Origin of the sequence: Chryseobacterium formosense (assembly GCF_900116415.1) — a bacterium.
GTDB lineage: Bacteria > Bacteroidota > Bacteroidia > Flavobacteriales > Weeksellaceae > Chryseobacterium > Chryseobacterium formosense.
Window position 1 is genome coordinate 302,104 of sequence record NZ_FPAP01000003.1, and the last position, 16,579, is coordinate 318,682.

The 16,579-nt window shown below is 33.6% G+C and carries 14 protein-coding genes; 13 read left to right on the forward strand and 1 reads right to left on the reverse strand.

All coding sequences use genetic code 11. The features are described from left to right. The first annotated feature begins 110 nt into the window (after positions 1-110). The 10 genes from BM371_RS12890 to BM371_RS12935 all read left to right on the forward strand — a co-directional run bounded on the left by BM371_RS12890 (position 111) and on the right by BM371_RS12935 (position 9,332). Positions 111-629, forward strand: a complete 519-nt coding sequence (locus BM371_RS12890) for a hypothetical protein (protein WP_034678344.1) — start codon at positions 111-113, stop codon at positions 627-629. 160 nt (positions 630-789) lie between these two features. Next, a complete protein-coding gene (locus BM371_RS12895; protein ID WP_034678345.1) occupies positions 790-1,638 on the forward strand; it encodes a helix-turn-helix domain-containing protein in 849 nt (282 codons plus the stop codon). Positions 1,639-2,265: 627 nt separating this feature from the next. After that, positions 2,266-2,787, forward strand: a complete 522-nt coding sequence (locus BM371_RS12900; protein ID WP_051882946.1) for a hypothetical protein — start codon at positions 2,266-2,268, stop codon at positions 2,785-2,787. 75 nt (positions 2,788-2,862) lie between these two features. Beyond that, a complete protein-coding gene (locus tag BM371_RS12905) occupies positions 2,863-3,654 on the forward strand; it encodes a fimbrial biogenesis chaperone (protein WP_034678348.1) in 792 nt (263 codons plus the stop codon). Next, complete coding sequence (locus tag BM371_RS12910) at positions 3,647-4,672, forward strand: hypothetical protein (protein ID WP_034678350.1); 1,026 nt, start codon at positions 3,647-3,649, stop codon at positions 4,670-4,672. The genes BM371_RS12905 and BM371_RS12910 overlap by 8 nt, the downstream gene beginning before the upstream one ends. Positions 4,673-4,680: 8 nt before the next feature. Then, positions 4,681-7,476 carry a COG1470 family protein gene (locus BM371_RS12915; RefSeq protein ID WP_034678352.1) on the forward strand — a complete coding sequence of 932 codons (2,796 nt, stop codon included), beginning with the start codon at positions 4,681-4,683 and terminating at the stop codon, positions 7,474-7,476. A gap of 89 nt (positions 7,477-7,565) precedes the next feature. Next, entirely contained in the window at positions 7,566-7,889 is a 324-nt protein-coding gene (locus BM371_RS12920) for an ArsR/SmtB family transcription factor (RefSeq protein ID WP_034678354.1), read from the forward strand. A 1-nt stretch (position 7,890) separates the two neighbouring features. Further along, a complete protein-coding gene (locus BM371_RS12925) occupies positions 7,891-8,355 on the forward strand; it encodes an SRPBCC family protein (RefSeq protein ID WP_034678357.1) in 465 nt (154 codons plus the stop codon). 6 nt (positions 8,356-8,361) lie between these two features. Next, entirely contained in the window at positions 8,362-8,754 is a 393-nt protein-coding gene (locus BM371_RS12930) for a DoxX family protein (protein WP_034678358.1), read from the forward strand. After that, positions 8,751-9,332, forward strand: coding sequence for a YdeI/OmpD-associated family protein (locus BM371_RS12935; protein ID WP_034678359.1), 582 nt, complete (start codon positions 8,751-8,753; stop codon positions 9,330-9,332). The genes BM371_RS12930 and BM371_RS12935 overlap by 4 nt, the downstream gene beginning before the upstream one ends. A 73-nt stretch (positions 9,333-9,405) precedes the next feature. On the opposite strand, the gene ccoG is transcribed toward BM371_RS12935, so the two are convergent. Next, on the reverse strand, positions 9,406-10,863 hold the full coding sequence (ccoG, locus tag BM371_RS12940) for a cytochrome c oxidase accessory protein CcoG (protein ID WP_034678360.1): 1,458 nt from the start codon (positions 10,861-10,863) through the stop codon (positions 9,406-9,408). A gap of 629 nt (positions 10,864-11,492) precedes the next feature. Here ccoG and BM371_RS12945 point away from each other — a divergent pair. The 3 genes from BM371_RS12945 to bglX all read left to right on the forward strand — a co-directional run bounded on the left by BM371_RS12945 (position 11,493) and on the right by bglX (position 16,555). Further along, positions 11,493-12,380, forward strand: coding sequence for an AraC family transcriptional regulator (locus tag BM371_RS12945; protein ID WP_034678362.1), 888 nt, complete (start codon positions 11,493-11,495; stop codon positions 12,378-12,380). A gap of 75 nt (positions 12,381-12,455) precedes the next feature. After that, positions 12,456-14,081 (forward strand): DUF6377 domain-containing protein, encoded by a 1,626-nt coding sequence (locus BM371_RS12950; protein ID WP_034678365.1) that lies wholly within the window; start codon positions 12,456-12,458, stop codon positions 14,079-14,081. A 179-nt stretch (positions 14,082-14,260) separates the two neighbouring features. Next, positions 14,261-16,555 (forward strand): beta-glucosidase BglX, encoded by a 2,295-nt coding sequence (gene bglX, locus BM371_RS12955; protein ID WP_034678366.1) that lies wholly within the window; start codon positions 14,261-14,263, stop codon positions 16,553-16,555. Positions 16,556-16,579 lie beyond the last annotated feature (24 nt).

Genomic DNA, 16,579 nt, shown 5'->3' on the forward strand with positions numbered 1-16,579 from the left:
AAATCTATACTGCACAAATTTATAAAATTAAAATCTGTACTGATTATTTTTAAAGAATCTGTATCTATATAATAAATCATATTCTATTTACTTTTGATAAAAAATAGGAAATGAAAATAATTTCAAAATTTGTAATCGGTTCTGATCAGGGTGTTTCTGATTTTTTATCTGTAAAAAAACAGGCTTTCAGTTATCTTCATAAAAATTTCATTGATAAGCAACAAATTGATGATTATACTGAAAAGCAATTTGATGAAAGAAAAGTAATTACACAACTGAATGATCTATCGAATCAGCTTATCATAACTTATAAGGATGATTTACCCATTGCATATTGCCTCTTAAAAAGCGGTTCAAATAATTCTGCAGTTTCTGAAAATAAAAGAACAACAGAAATAGATTTCGTTATTCTTGAGGATCACGACTCAGAAGAGGTAAGAAATTCACTTTACAATAAGTTTATGACAGCTGCAAAATTCACGGATATTGTGTGGATTAATATTTTACAGCAAAATACGCTTAATGATTTCCTGAAAAATAAAGGCTTTATACATATTGAAAATTCATTAAGCCAAGAATTTGGTCTTCCAACTTACATTTTAAGCCTCGATATAAAAGCTTTGCATTGATAAAAAATCAGATAATCAGCTTTAATTCTTGACTAATTTCAAACATATCACTTTATCTATTAAATATAATAGAAAATATTATCAATATTAACATTATTTATGATTAGTAAATGTATTACATTTGACAAATAAAACTATTACTAATATCCCTCATAATTAAATGTATCAAGTAACTGATGAATTAAAGAAAAATGGCTTTAGCATTAATCTTGTTTCAAAAATAATCGAACGAAATAATTTTTCGAAAAAGTTTAATACAGCAGACTATTTTTGTATTTATCTGGTCACCGAAGAATTCAATATTATAGTTGAAAACGAAAAATATGACGTTCCGCCCGGCAATGCCGTTTTTATCGGTCCACAAAAAAACGTGGAGTTTGGAAATATTTTGGGAAAAGAAATTTATGTAATTGCATTTTCAAAAGAATTTTTCGATAAAACTTCCAAAGACAGCATATATCTCAATTCAAATATTTTTTTCAATTACAGATCTCATATTTTTGTTGCTCCTTATTTTGGAACAAATGAATACAACAAAATAATTCTTGTTGAGAGATTAAAAAGGTTTGCGGAAACAGGTAATCACAATCTTTACATTTCTGCTGCACATAATGCCATTGAAAGTTTAATTTTAGACGCCCACCTCTATATTGACCATAAGAATGATCAGAAAGAAGAACATCTTGAATCTGTAAGTTTAGTAAACCGATTTACCGTAATTCTGCAAAGAGATTACAAAACACAAAAAAAAGTTTCCTACTACGCAAGTGAATTGAGAGTTTCTGCGAGAAAACTGACAGAAATGACAGAATTCGTTTATGGGAAATCTGCAAAGCAAATGATTATTGAAAAGGTTGCATTCGAATGCGAAAAAGCAATTAAATTTTCAAAGAATACATTATCGGAGATTGCATTCGAACTTGGGTTTAATGATGAAGGAAATTTCACAAATTTTGTAAAAAAACACACCGGCAAAAAACCATCAGATATGAGAGAAGTTGCTGTATAATCTAAAATTTTCACTTAAAACACATACAAGAAACCACTCTATCTAAAGAGTGGTTTTATTTTTTATAACAACTATCAATCAATTGATAACCAATTATATAAATTTTATTTTTACGTAAAAATTTATAAATTTTTACGTAAAAATTATTAAATCAAACCCACAGTAAATTGCACTACGTATTTATACTGATTAGATTTGCAGTATAAGATTAGAACAACAGATAAAAATATTTCATTATAAGAAAATAAAAGAACACCAAATCACAAAGTTTTTATTAGTATTTATTTATTCTTTTCAATCAATACATTCAAATAATATTAATAAACTTTTCATCATCAGTTTTTAGAGGTAACAGGATTCAATATTAATTTAATAATGAGTCCTGTTACCGATTTTTTATTAAACACAAATATTATTCAACAAATATCCAATTTTAACGATATTTTTACATGAAATTGGAAATTATAATTAAAAATATACTTTAATTATTCAAAACACAACACCTCACACCCATTTCTGTAAAAATTCACAAAAATTAAACACATTTTTGCAAATCCCAATCTCTAATTGTTGTATAAATTTGCATCCGAAAAGAATAGATAAACATCTACATTAAAACTGATTGAAATGAAACAATTTTTATTGACAGCATTAGCTCTTGTAGCTTTTGCAACATCGAAGGCTCAACAAGTTAAGCTGAATGTAATCTTAAAGCCTATCCAGACTCTTGTAGTAAACGATGAGCAGAAAACTGTGAATCTTGAGTACACTACTGCGAATGATTACCTGAATGGAGTTGGTAAGACCAACCAAGATCACTTAACAATTTACAGTACCGGAGGTTTTCAGGTAAAAGTAAAAGCAAACAATGCAAACATGCAACTTTCCGGGAAAACTATGGCTGTAAATACAGTAAAACTTACTGCTTCTGCAGGTTCACAAGCATTGATTAATGCCACATACCAGCAAGATATGGAGCTTACTGGGGGTGAAACTACTTTAGTTTCTTCTGGTAATGGTGCTGTAAACAAAAACGTTACCGTAAAATACCAAGGTGCAGGAGCTAATACATATATTGATAATTATGTACCAAACCAAAACCCTTCTACCTATACTGCTGATTTGACTTACACTATCATTAGTGCATAAAAATAATTGAAAACTGATTTGATGAGGAGTGTTACAATATTATGTTGTAGCACTTTTTATCGTAAATAATTAGCTATGAAAAAAGTTGCTTTGGTATTCTGCTTTTTGATGATTCAAATCAGTGCTCAAACCGGAATTTCTGTTTCTCCGCCGAGGGTTTACTTTGATACTACTCCCGGAAGCAGCAGCACCCAAAAAGTTACAGTAACAAATGTAAGCGCCAAACATTCTCTTGATCTTGCAGTAAACTTAGGAGATTGGGAATATGACGAACGAGGTGAAAATGTAATGCATCCCGCAAATACACTCGAAAATTCGTGCGCTCAATGGATTAGTATCAATAAAGAAGACACTTATTTTACACTGGCTCCCGGAGAAAGAAAAGACATCAATGTAACACTTACCACTCCCACTCTTGAAAAAGATAAGCTTGCAGCACATACAGCCTTACTTTTTGTTAGCCAGATGAATCCGGTAGACGGAACCGATAGTAAAGGAGCAAAAATAAAAGTAAGTGTGAAATCGGGAATTAAAATATTCCATAAAAAACCGGAAACAACAGCCCGAAAAATTGAAATTCAGGATCTGAAGTTTGACACTGCTAAAAAAATACTAAATCTTCAATTTGCAAATCACTCTGAATTGTGGACTGACGGTAAAATCAGCACAGATCTTATCAACACTACAACAGGAAAAAAAATATCAATCGACCCGACTGTATTTTATACACTTCCGGGAGATGTCAGAAAATTAAGCATTCCGGTAAATGCTCTTGAAGAAAAAGGATCATACAATTTATCAGTCTTAATCGATTATGGTGATGATAGTGTTTTGGAAATGGCTGAACTGAATTTTAACTATGAATAAATACTGCATTCTTTTTTTCATCATCTTTAATTTTGCTTTTAAAGCTCAGGTTTCTGTAAGTTCGTGGACAAATTCGTATATGCAAATCAACAATTACAACGGAAATACTAATCCGGATTCATATACAGTGACTTTCGCAGGAAACGGAATTTTTAATGTTTCTCACTGGAGACTTTCTGCACGTCTGCAACAAAATATAGTCTCCGAAAACGGACAATATACCATTCCGGGAAATAAAGTTTCTTTCCAGCCGGTGTCAACAACCGGGCAAGCTACTCCGGGACCAATACCTTCTATGGCACAGATCGGTGCAGTATCAAATGTTTTTTTGCAGGAAAATGTTGAAGCTTTTTTAGTTCCGCAATCCAATGCAGCCATTTACAACAATCCGTCGAGTCCGAACGGATATTACAGTTTATCATTAAAATATGCCATCACTTTAATGGGCGGTGCATATCTCGGAACTTATCCCGCATGGACGAGATTCAACGCAACCGTAGAATTTACAGCGTATGACCAATACAATAATGTGATCGGAAGAATACCGCATACATTCCAGTTTCACATTGCAACGCTTTCGGGAACTCCACCCGTAACTCAGGAAATGTCTATGATATTAGATTCGAATGCATCAAACGGAACACTTGTCTTCGATAGTATGCAGGACTACAGCAACGGAAACAGCATTACTTATTCCAATGGTCTTAAAGTAAATACCAATACTAACTTTCAGGTAAAAGTACGATCTGTACAAAGTAATATGACTTCAACGCTGGGTTACACTCTTCCGGTATCTGCTATTCGGGTAAGATTGCAGCCGTTATCACAGGGAAATCAGACCATTTATCCGGTTACACTTTCTACAACGAGCCAGATTTTGGCTAAAGGAAATGCTACCCAATCGACATCCTATAACTATGATTTGATCTACTACTCTGTCGCCCAGGATCCTAATCTGATTAATGCAAAACCCGGAGAATATTCTACGACTTTGCAATATGAAATTACGCCTCAATAAATTATCTGATGAGCCTTAACTGCAGAAATAAATTTCTGTTTTTTATCTTATTTGTAGTGTCTTTTATAAAAATTGGCGCACAGTTCAGTCAGTTTCCTGTAACAATGGAGATTGAAGAAGATCATAATCCCTCAAAATCACGGCTCATCAATATTGTTATTGCGTTTCAGAATAATGGCTCTGAGACATTTACCGGAAAACTTCATACCATTTTACCTCAAGTTTACAAAGTAATCTCAGGGACTGATATTCCAATTAATCTGCAAAAAGGAGAAAAAAAATATATTCCGATAAGACTGATTGCCGAAACCAATGCAAAAGCAGGAAGTTCGGAACTTAGGATTCAGCTGTTAAGTAATTCCGGCGTTATTCTGTCTGAAAAAATCACCACCCATACGATCGAAGTAGATAATAATCTGACCATGACTTCATTGTCACCCATTATTTTCAGAAGTGCAGATAATGAGCCTGTTTCAGTAAAAATACGAATTGCCAACACGGGAAATATTCCTCAAAGTATAAGTTTAGTATGTAAATTTCCTGATGCAGACAAAGGAAACGTTTTCGTTGAGCAGCAAGCCAAAATTGGTGTAAAGCGAGATTCTGTGTTTACATTTACGTATCAACCATCAAAAAGTCTTTCAGGTACAGCAAACTATGTAATCAATATTTCAGGATTTAGAAATCCGGAAAAGGAAATTTTTAATACAACCAGCATTACCGTACAAAATATCGCCAGCAAACAGCGTTATCAGGAACCTCAATACAGCAGTATTACTGATCCTTTTAAAAATGAAATCACAACATCTTTCAGAAGAGTCGGGCAAAATCTGAATATGTATCAGATCTACGGAAACGGAGGTTTTAATCTTCCTTCCGGTTATCTTTTTTTGAGAGGAAATGCTTCCATCTTCAGCAATCAGCAGCTTCCTGTTATTACCAATACCAACATCAGTATGTTTCAGGGAAATAACGAATATCATGTAGGTTCTGTAAATAAAATGTTTGAAACAACGCTTTCCGGAAGAGGTGCAGAGTACATCCGTCATTTTGGTACCGGTAAAAAAATAGAAATCGCCTTTGTAGACCAAAATTTTAATCTGATCGAGAAAAATGCTTTTTTAAAAAACGGCTACGGATTTTTTGCAAAAGGAAGCCTGAATACGAATAATGATGATAGAAATGCATCTGCAGCCTACATTTACAGATATGACCCTTTTGAAAAAGCGAAACATCATATTTTGGGAACTGAAGGCAATTATGCTTTTAATAAAAAATGGAAGCTTAACGGGAAACTCAATACAGGATTGAGCTCATACGAAGAACAGGATGTTCTGAAACCTTCTTTGGCGTTTGAAACCAATTATAAAGGTGCTATAGATGAATATGGCATCAATGGTAATTATTTTTACAGTTCTGCTTATTTTCCGGGGAACCGTAGAGGAAGTATGCAGATACAACAGAATATTACCAAAAATTTTGGCGATTATAATATTTTTACAAGCTTTAATTACTCTAATTTTTCTCCAAAGTTTTACTTCTTTACCCGAAGTCAGATTTCGGATAATACCAGATTTGATTTAGGTTTAAAGTTTCCCAGTGTAAAGAAGCTCAATTTTGGCTTGATTTATCAATATCAAAACGAATCTTCAAACAGTTTCAATAATTTTTTTGGAAACTGGATGAGCGAGGAAACTAAACAGATGAGCGCACACCGATTAATAGAATCTTTAACGTGGTCCGACAATAAAACAAGACAATCTGCAGTGCTTTCTCTTGAAAACGGATTTGTGCAGTACCCGCTTCAGGATTCTCCACAGTTCCAGCTGAGATTTAATGCAAATTATAACTTCAGGAAGCTGAACTTTAATGCAATTTATCAGAAAGGAAGCTATTATCTTTCCGAGTATGCATTTACATACCGCATCAATAAAGATGTAGAGTACAAAAAATTGGCACTTTCTCTGTTTTACAACGAACAGTTTTTAGAACGTAGACTAAGTATAAGCACCGGAGCTTCTTATGCAGATGACATCATTTACGGAAAAGCACCGTCTGCTTTTATCAATGCAAAATATAATGCGAAAAAATTCGGAGCGTTTTTCAATTCGTCGTGGTATAATTATTCTGTAGGAAGTTTATCAAACAATATTCTGACACTGGAAATCGGAATTACGATAAACCTTAAGAAAGCCGTACTCGATCCCGGAAAAAAAGGAAAAATTCAGATTTTTACTTTCTATGACGAAAACAATAACAATATTTACGATCCTGAAGAAAAACCTGCGAATGATTATATCGTAAGCATCAATAATGTTGTGCTTAAAACGGATGCGTTGGGAACAGCATTGTACAAAGATGTTCCTTTCGGAAGTTTTGAACTCAAACAATTGATACAGCAAGGTTGGTATTATGATGAGCAGAAACTGGATCTTGATAAATACAATTACCCACTGCAAATTCCGCTTCACCAAAACGGAACAATGACCGGAAAATTATTTCTGGATTATAATGCTGCAACATCTTTGGAATTTGATATTAAAACCTCCTCTATTTATTTTAACATCCTGAAAGACAACCGACTTATTGAGAGATTCAGTGCAGATGATGAAGGTAAATTTACATCATTCCTTCCGACAGGAAATTATACCGTCATTATCGACGAGGCTTCTCTTCCGAACAATGTTTATTGTGAACAAAAAATCAAAGAAGTTAACATTAAAGCCGGTGAAATAACAAAAATCCCTGATTTTGTCATTAAGGTTAAAGAAAAAAGAGTTAATAAGAAAACCTTCAGCAATTAAGCCCATCTAAATTTTACTTAAAAAAAAATTCATTAAAAATTTGCGTAGCTAAATAACTACATATAAATTTGTAGTCAAATAACTTCATAATGAATTTAAGAAGAGATGTATTTCAGGCAATCGCAGATCCTACAAGAAGGGCAATTCTGCTTTTGGTAGCTTCACAATCGATGACTGCAGGTGCAATAGCCTCTAATTTCGATACGGCAAGACCTACCGTGTCTAAACATTTGCAAATACTTTCAGAATGCGAACTCCTGACTCCCGAACAGAACGGAAGAGAAATCATTTATCATTTGAACCCAAAAAAAATGAAAGAAATAGCTGATTTTATAGAACCTTTCCGCCAAATGTGGGATGAAAGATTCAATAAACTGGAGTCGATCATGAAGAACTACAAAAACAAAGATTAATATGGAACTGAAAACAAAAATTAAAGCTGAAGAAAATTCACAGGAACTTTTCATTACAAGAGAATTTGACCTTCCATTGGAATTGCTTTTTAAAGCTTATGAAGATGCTGAAATCGTAGAGCAATGGATGGGAACAAAGGTGATCAAGCTCGAAAACCAAAAACACGGAAGCTGGAGATTCGAAACCTCTCACGATGGGCAGGTTGTATTTTCTGCAACAGGCGTGATTCTGGAATTCTTTCCCAATGAAAAAATCACTCGGACTTTCGAAATGGAGAACAGTCCTTTTCCTGTACAGCTGGAATTCCTGACTTTTGAATCAACAGATGAAAATAAAAGTAAACTGACGATTCAGCAAATCTTTAAATCAATTGATTACAGAAATCAGCTTCTGAAAATGCCTTTTGCAAAAGGTTTAAGCATGGCGCACGACAGACTTCAGGAAATTTTTAACCCCTCAAAATAATTCAAAATGCAAAAGAGAAATAAAATCATCTATTGGATTTTAACCCTATTTTTATCTGTTGGAATGTTGGCCGGAGGAATTCAGCAAATGTTACAAATCGGCGGTTACAACGAAATTATCACTAAGTTACATTATCCGCTATATCTTTTAACGATTTTGGGAGTATGGAAAATTTTAGGAGTTATCGCCATTTTAATCCCTAAATTTCCGTTGTTGAAAGAATGGGCTTATGCAGGATTTTTCTTTGCCATGTCCGGAGCTGTAATTTCACATTTGGCAGTAGGACAGAATTTTACAGAGACAATTCCTGCTCTAATTTTATTGACAGTAACCGTTTTGTCATGGTATTTCAGACCAGAAGACAGAAAAATAACAAATTATAAAAATAATCTATCATGAACGAGCAGGCAGAATTATTTTTCGGAAAAGCTAAAAAATGGAAAGAAGAATTTCTATTCCTGAGAGAAATCGTTTCTGAAAACAAATTTTTGGAAGAAGACTACAAATGGATGCATCCTTGCTACACTTTGGAAGGAAAAAACGTAGTGCTTATTCACGGTTTTAAAAAATATTGTGCTTTACTTTTTCATAAAGGCGCTTTGATGAAAGATCCTGAAAATATTTTAATTCAGCAAACCGAAAATGTACAGTCAGCAAGACAATTGAGATTTACCAATATTCAGCAGATTATTGACCTTAAATCGGTCATCAAAAGTTACATCAAAGAAGCTGTAGAAATTGAGAAATCCGGGAAGAAAATAGAAATGAAAGCGGTTTCAGACTACCCTATTCCGTCAGAATTTCAACATGCATTAGATGAAGATAAAAATTTGAATGAAGCGTTCTATTCATTGACTCCCGGAAGACAAAAAGCTTATCTTTTTTATTTCAATCAAGCTAAGCAAGCTAAAACAAGAGAATCAAGAATTGAGAAATATTACCAGCAGATTTTAGCTGGAAAAGGGATTGATGATTAAACAAACTATCATGCATTTTGAAACGTAGTTTTTTTTAACTTAAATATATTAGAGATTCAAAATGCAAATTGAATTAAGGTATTTGCAGCTTAAAAGGTCCTTCAAAATACGTCTGATAAGAATCGATTAACTTCCCTTTCATGTCATAAACTCCAATCGTAATATTTTGTTTAGACAAATTCATTTCCGATTCTGGGAAACTGATATTGATCGTTCCTTTTGAGATTTTATCCCGATCAACGGTGATTTTGCTTACTGTACTGTAATTTATTTCTGCATGAGCAGGTTCAATCACTTTTATCGTCACTATTTTTTTCTCATTGGTTTTATTTAAAAAAGTATAGTTATACGTATTCGTAATTTTTCCCTCTCTTACGAAGAACGTACTTCCTGCCGGTTTGATGAATTTTGCTTCCATCTCGCCACGGCTGTAGAGCAGAAATCCTAAAAACCCTACTAATAAAAACAAAATCACAGCAAAACCTTTCATCTTTCCGGTAAATTTATATGGAGCTCCGGTTTCAATTTCTTTTTCGGAGGCATAACGGATTAAGCCTTTCGGAAGTCCTACTTTCTCCATTACTTCATCACAGGCGTCAATACAAGCGGTGCAGTTTACACATTCCAATTGTTGGCCGTCTCTGATGTCGATTCCGGTCGGACAAACCACTACACACTGATAACAATCGATGCAATCACCTTTTCCAACCGCTTTTCGATCTTCATTATTTCGCCATTTTGAGCGGTTTTCACCTCTTTTAAAATCATAAAAAACATTAATGGTTTCTTTATCAATTAAAACGCCCTGCAATCTTCCGTACGGACAAACCAGCGTACAAACCTGCTCTCTGAACCACGCAAAAACAAAGTAAAATGCTGCAGTAAAAAGAATCATCACAATAAAGTTGGTAAGTTTAGCAAACGGGCCTTGAGAAATAATATTAAAAACTTCTTCATATCCAACAATATACATGAACATAAAGTGAGTGATAATCAAAGAAATTACAATATAAACCGACCATTTCAAGCTTCTTTTCCAGATTTTTTCAGAATCCCATTCCTGTCGGTCGAGTCTCATTTGTTTGTTTCGGTCGCCTTCAATCATGTATTCAATTTTACGAAAAACAGATTCCATAAAAATGGTTTGTGGGCAAATCCAGCCACAAAAAATTCTCCCAAAAGCAATGGTAAAGACGATAATAAAAATAAGCGAAGCGATCGCTCCCAACGTAAGAATGAAAAAATCCTGCGGGTAAAAAGGCTGCCCTGCAATGAAATATTCGCCATCGATAACATTAAACCTAAAAAAAGGATTTCCATTGATTTTAATAAACGGAATTGCAAAATAGACCAAAAGCAAAACATAACTTACAAGTTCTCTTTTATTGGTATATTTTCCTTTTGGCTTTCTTGGAAAAACCCATTTTCTTTTCCCGGATTGCTCCATTGTACCAATAGAATCTCTGTAAGTTTCAGGGTCTAAAACCTGTCCTTGTCCGCCACGTGCGATTTCTTCGTCTACTTTTGACATTAATTTTTCAGTTTTCAAATATTTATGGAAGAGTACATTTTGAATTATACCTTTAACAGAATTCCAGATCTTACCTTTCTTATGTAAGAAAAATTTAATGATTAATTTTAAAATTCTGATAAAGGGATAAGATTAAAAAGAAAATTCGCGGGTGATAGCCAATTTTTTGTACTTCCATATTTCATTTTTCTAAAAGAAATTCTCATATTTATATTTATACCGCTCTATTTTTCAGATTAAACTTTAGAATAAAGAGGATTTTATTGAATTAAGAGACTATTAAAAATTAATAAATATAAATTTCAGATTGGTTTTTCGCAAAGACGCAAAAATTGTTTAACTATAGTTTGTTTTAAGGCGCAAGGATTTTATCTTCGATAAAATTGATCATCAGCATTATAAAAGAAAATCTATGATTTTCTCCTTGCGCCTAAAAAAAACAAAGAATTATGTCAAACCTAGCGTCTTTGCGTTTTTCCAATAAATTTAAACAGGCTCTTAAAAAAATAAATTATTTTAGCATGAAAATTTAACTTTTCAAATCTAAAACAGCTATACTTAGTATTTATGGTATTTTTCATTGAAAAAATAGTCATTTTGATGACTGCAAATTATTATTGAATTTAAAAATGAAAGATTTATATCCTACGTTTGACATCAACACTTTGTCGACCTGCAATTCAATCAACGAAATCTTCAGTATTGATCGGTTTTCCGAGTATCTTGAAGGCAATCCGAAAACAACGAAAGTTCACCGTCATGCTTTCTATCATCTGACCTATTTCGTGAAAGGGACTGGGGAAAATATCATGGATTTTAAATCATATGAAGTTGTTCCCGGAAGTATTTTTCTGATGCGTCCCGAACAGGTTCACAACTGGATTTTAGATGAAAGCGTTGAAGGATATGTTGTCAATTTTTCATCCACTTTTTTTGATCAGCTGCAAATTAGTTCTTCTCTGATTGATCAGTTTCCCTTCTTTAATCTTTTTCCGAGTGACCAGATGATTGTTTTATCTGAAAATAATACGGATAAAATGAAAACTTATTTTGAAGATATCATTTCAGAATCTTCCAATCCGAAAGGAAGTTCGCAGATTATGATTGCTGCTATTTTACTGCAGATTTTTGCGCTCGCCGATAAAGAAATTGATTCTAAAGCTGCCTTTAACAAAACAAATTATAATTCTCTTATTTTCAAAAAGTTTACAGAATTAATTGAAGCCAATTTTCAGGAGATTAAATTACCGAAAGATTATGCAGCTTTATTAAACATAACTCCTAATCAGCTGAATTTCATCTGTAAACAGCAAATCGATTTATCTGCCGGAGAAATTATCCGAAACAGAATCATTCTAGAATCAAAAAGGCTTCTGGTTAATTTTGATTTATCCATTGCCGCTATTGCAGAAAAAATGAATTATTTTGATACTTCCAATTTCGTAAAGTTTTTCAAAAAATATACAGGATTTACTCCCGAAGCTTTCAGAAAGCAGTATTATAATAAATCTAATTAACAATTTGAGCAGATTACTCATCAAAATATAAACGAGTAAATTTGTAAATTCTTAATTGAAAAATCAACAGTATTCATGAAACTCTTTTTTGGTTTTTTATTCTTTTTCTCGGCTTTATTTTATTCTCAGAGCAATCCGGAGCTTCTGAAAACATTGACCAAAGAGATCAGTCAGAAGAAAATGTACAGTGATAAAAAAGAAGCTGCTATTGAAGATTTAAAAAGAAATAAATCTCAGAATCCGAATCAGGAATATATTAATAATGAAAATATTTACAGACTGTACAAGCAATATCAGATTGATTCTGCGGTGCATTATGTGAAGAAAAATATGGCAATTTCGGAACAGCTAAATAATCTGAAAATGAAAGCTGAATCGAGTCTTCAACTGGCACATCTCTACTCTACTTTAGGGAAATATAAAGAGTCTGAAAGGCTTTTAAAAAGCATTAATAAAAATACGTTAGACAACGAAACCAAAGCAAATTATTACGATACGTACAGTAAATTTTATGAACATTACACCACAAATATTAATGATGTGAATGGCATTAAAAATATTGAATTGTATCGGGATTCGCTATTGATGGTGCTTCCCACATCTGCTGTTCAGTATAAAATCAATCTTTCACAAAAATTTATTCACGAAGGAAAACTGGATAATGCTGAAAAACTTCTGCACAATCTGATAAATATAGCCAAGAAAAAAAATCTCGATTATGCAATGTCGGCTTATCTTTTGGGAGATGTCTACAAACTGAAAAATAAAAAAGATGAAGAGCTGAAATATTACCTTATTTCAGCGATTACCGATACCCAAAATGCCATTAAAGACAATGCTTCTTATCAAAATTTGGCGCTTATTTTTTATCATAACGGAGATATAGACAATGCTTATCTTTTCACAAAATCTGCCATTGAAGACGCTATTTTTTGTAATGTGAAATTCAGAACGCTGAATATTTCTGAAATGTATTCCATCATCAATAAAGCCTATGTTGATAAAGAAACGAAATCAAAAAGTCAGCTTAAATTATATCTTATTTTCATTAGTTTGTTATCAGTAATTCTTGTTGGATTGATTATTTACATTTATCGACAAATGAAAAAGGTAACGAGAATTAAAGAGCAGCTTTCAAAAACGACTGAACAATTAGAGCTTTCCAATTCTGAGATTACAAAAACCAACGAAAAACTACAGCTTCTCAACCATCAATTATCAGAATCAAACCTTATTAAAGAAGAATATATTGCCTATTTTTTTGATACCTGTTCGTCTTATATCAATAAATTAGAAGATTACCGAAAAAATTTAAATAAAAAGGCGAAAGACAATCAGCTTGATGAACTTTTCAAAACATTACGTTCAAATACATTAATTGAAAATGAGCTGGAGGAATTGTACCGAAATTTCGACCAGATTTTCCTGAATCTTTATCCGAGCTTCGTCACCGATTTTAATTCTTTATTAATTCCGGAAGAAAAAATTGTTTTGAAAAAAGGCGAACTTCTAAATACCGAACTGAGGATTTTTGCGCTCATCAGATTGGGAATTACCGACAGCGTAAAAATTGCAGCCTTCCTTAGATATTCTTTAAGCACGATTTACAATTACAGAACCAAGACCAGAAATAAGGCCGCTGAGTCCAGAGATTTGTTCGAAAATAGGGTTGCAAACATCGGAGAAATCGCCTCAAAATAGCTCATTTTTTTATATTTTCGCTACATTTTCTATCTTATTTAAAATTGCAAATAATTAATTATCAATTATTTAATTTTTAAAACCACTACTTTTTAGCTTTCCAATCCAAATCCGCTTCTATTAAATTTTAGTTTTGCCTTAAACGGTTCAATTAACATTTAATTTAAATTATTTTACTCATGAAAAGGATGGTTATCGCAGCTTGTATGGCGGCAAGTATTTCTCAAATCAATGCGCAGACAGTTGCTCAATATGAAAAGGTAAAAATGGATAAATTCATCACGGAACTGATGAGCAAAATGACGGTTGAAGAAAAAATCGGTCAGCTCAATTTTCCGGGAGGCGGAGATGTCACGACAGGACAGGCAAAAAACAGCAACATCGCAGATAAAGTAAGGAAAGGAAATGTAGGAGCAATTCTTAATCTTAAAGGTGTTGAAAAAATAAAAGAAATCCAAAAAGTTGCCGTTGAAGAAAGTCGTCTGAAAATTCCTTTATTTTTTGCTTTGGATGTGATTCACGGTTACGAAACCGGCTTTCCGATTCCTTTAGGTTTGGCTGCAACCTGGAATCCGAAAATGATCGAACAATCTGCGAGAATTGCTGCAAAAGAAGTAAGCGCAGACGGAATTAGTCTGACTTTCAGTCCGATGGTCGATGTTTCAAGAGATCCGCGTTGGGGAAGAGTTTCTGAAGGAAATGGCGAAGACCCGTTTTTGGGTGGAGAAATTGCAAAAGCTTTGGTAAAAGGTTATCAGGGAGACAATACCTATAAAACCAATTCCCAGATTATGGCGAATGTGAAACATTACGCTTTATACGGAGCGAGTGAAGGCGGAAGAGATTACAACACGGTTGATATGAGCCGCCAGAGAATGTTCAATGAATATATGTATCCTTACAAAGCGGCTGTAGATGCGGGAGTTGGAAGTGTGATGACTTCATTCAACGATATCGACGGATTGCCTGCTTCAGCCAACAAATGGCTTTTGGATGATGTATTAAGAAAACAATGGGGTTTTACAGGTTTTATTATGACCGATTACACTGGTATGAGCGAAATGGTTGATCACGGAATTGGAGACCTTCAAACCGTTTCTGCAAGAGCCTTGAAAGCCGGAGTCGATTTGGATATGGTCAGTGAAAGTTATTTGGCTACTCTGAAAAAATCGCTTGACGAAGGAAAAATAACGATTGCTGATATCGATAAATCTTGCCGTTACATTTTGGAAGCTAAATATAAAATGGGCTTATTTAAGGACCCTTACAAATATATTGATGTTAAAAGACCTGCAAAGGAAATTTATACCAAGGAAAATAGAGAGTTCGCAAGAAAAATTGCGGCTGAAAGTTTTGTTTTGCTTAAAAATGAGAATGTTTTACCCTTAAAAAAACAAGGAACTATAGGTGTTGTCGGTCCATTGGCAAATACAAAATCGAATATGCCCGGAACGTGGAGCGTTTCTGTGGATTTGAAAAAACCATCGACTTTGATAGAGGGAATTCAATCTGTTGCAGGGAAAAACACGAAAGTTCTTTACGCAAAAGGAAGTCATTTGACCTCTGATCAGGAATTAGAGAAAAGAGCTACAATGTTTGAGCGCGGATTGGGAAGAGAAAACGAAAAACGCAGCGATGAAGAAATGATCAAAGAAGCTTTAGAAGTCGCTTCAAAATCTGATGTGATTGTTGCTGCTTTGGGAGAATCTTCAGAATTCAGTGGAGAATCGAGCAGTAGAACTGATCTTAATATCCCTGATGTCCAGCAGAAATTATTAGCGGAATTATTAAAAACCGGAAAACCCCTGGTTTTGGTTGTTTTTAACGGAAGACCTTTGACTTTAAACTGGGAACAGAAAAACGTTCCGGCGATTCTGAATGTTTGGTTTGGAGGTTCAGAAGCCGGTCCTGCTATTGCAGATGTTTTATTTGGAGATGTAAATCCAAGTGGAAAATTACCGATGACTTTCCCGCAAAATGTTGGTCAAATTCCGATTTATTACAATCATAAAAATACAGGAAGACCTTTGGCGGAAGGAAAATGGTTTGAAAAATTCAGGTCAAATTATATTGATGTGAGCAATGACCCACTCTATCCTTTCGGATATGGTTTGAGTTACACAAAGTTTGACTACGGAAGTATTAAATTAAGCTCAAATCAATTAAACCAAAACGGACAAATCTCAGCAAGTGTAGAGGTTACCAATAAAGGTTCTCTGGAAGGTCAGGAAGTTGTGCAATTGTACATTCGTGATATTGTAGGAAGTATTACCCGTCCCGTAAAAGAGCTGAAAGGTTTTGAGAAAATTTCTTTAAAACCAGGCGAAACGAAAACTGTTACTTTCAAAATCACTCCTGAACTATTGAAATTTTACAATTATGATTTGGAGTATGTTGTAGAACCGGGAGATTTTGATCTGATGATCGGAACCAACAGTAAGGATGTTGAAAAAGTAAAATTTACTTTTAAATAATCGCTTTAATAAGCTTTAAGCTTA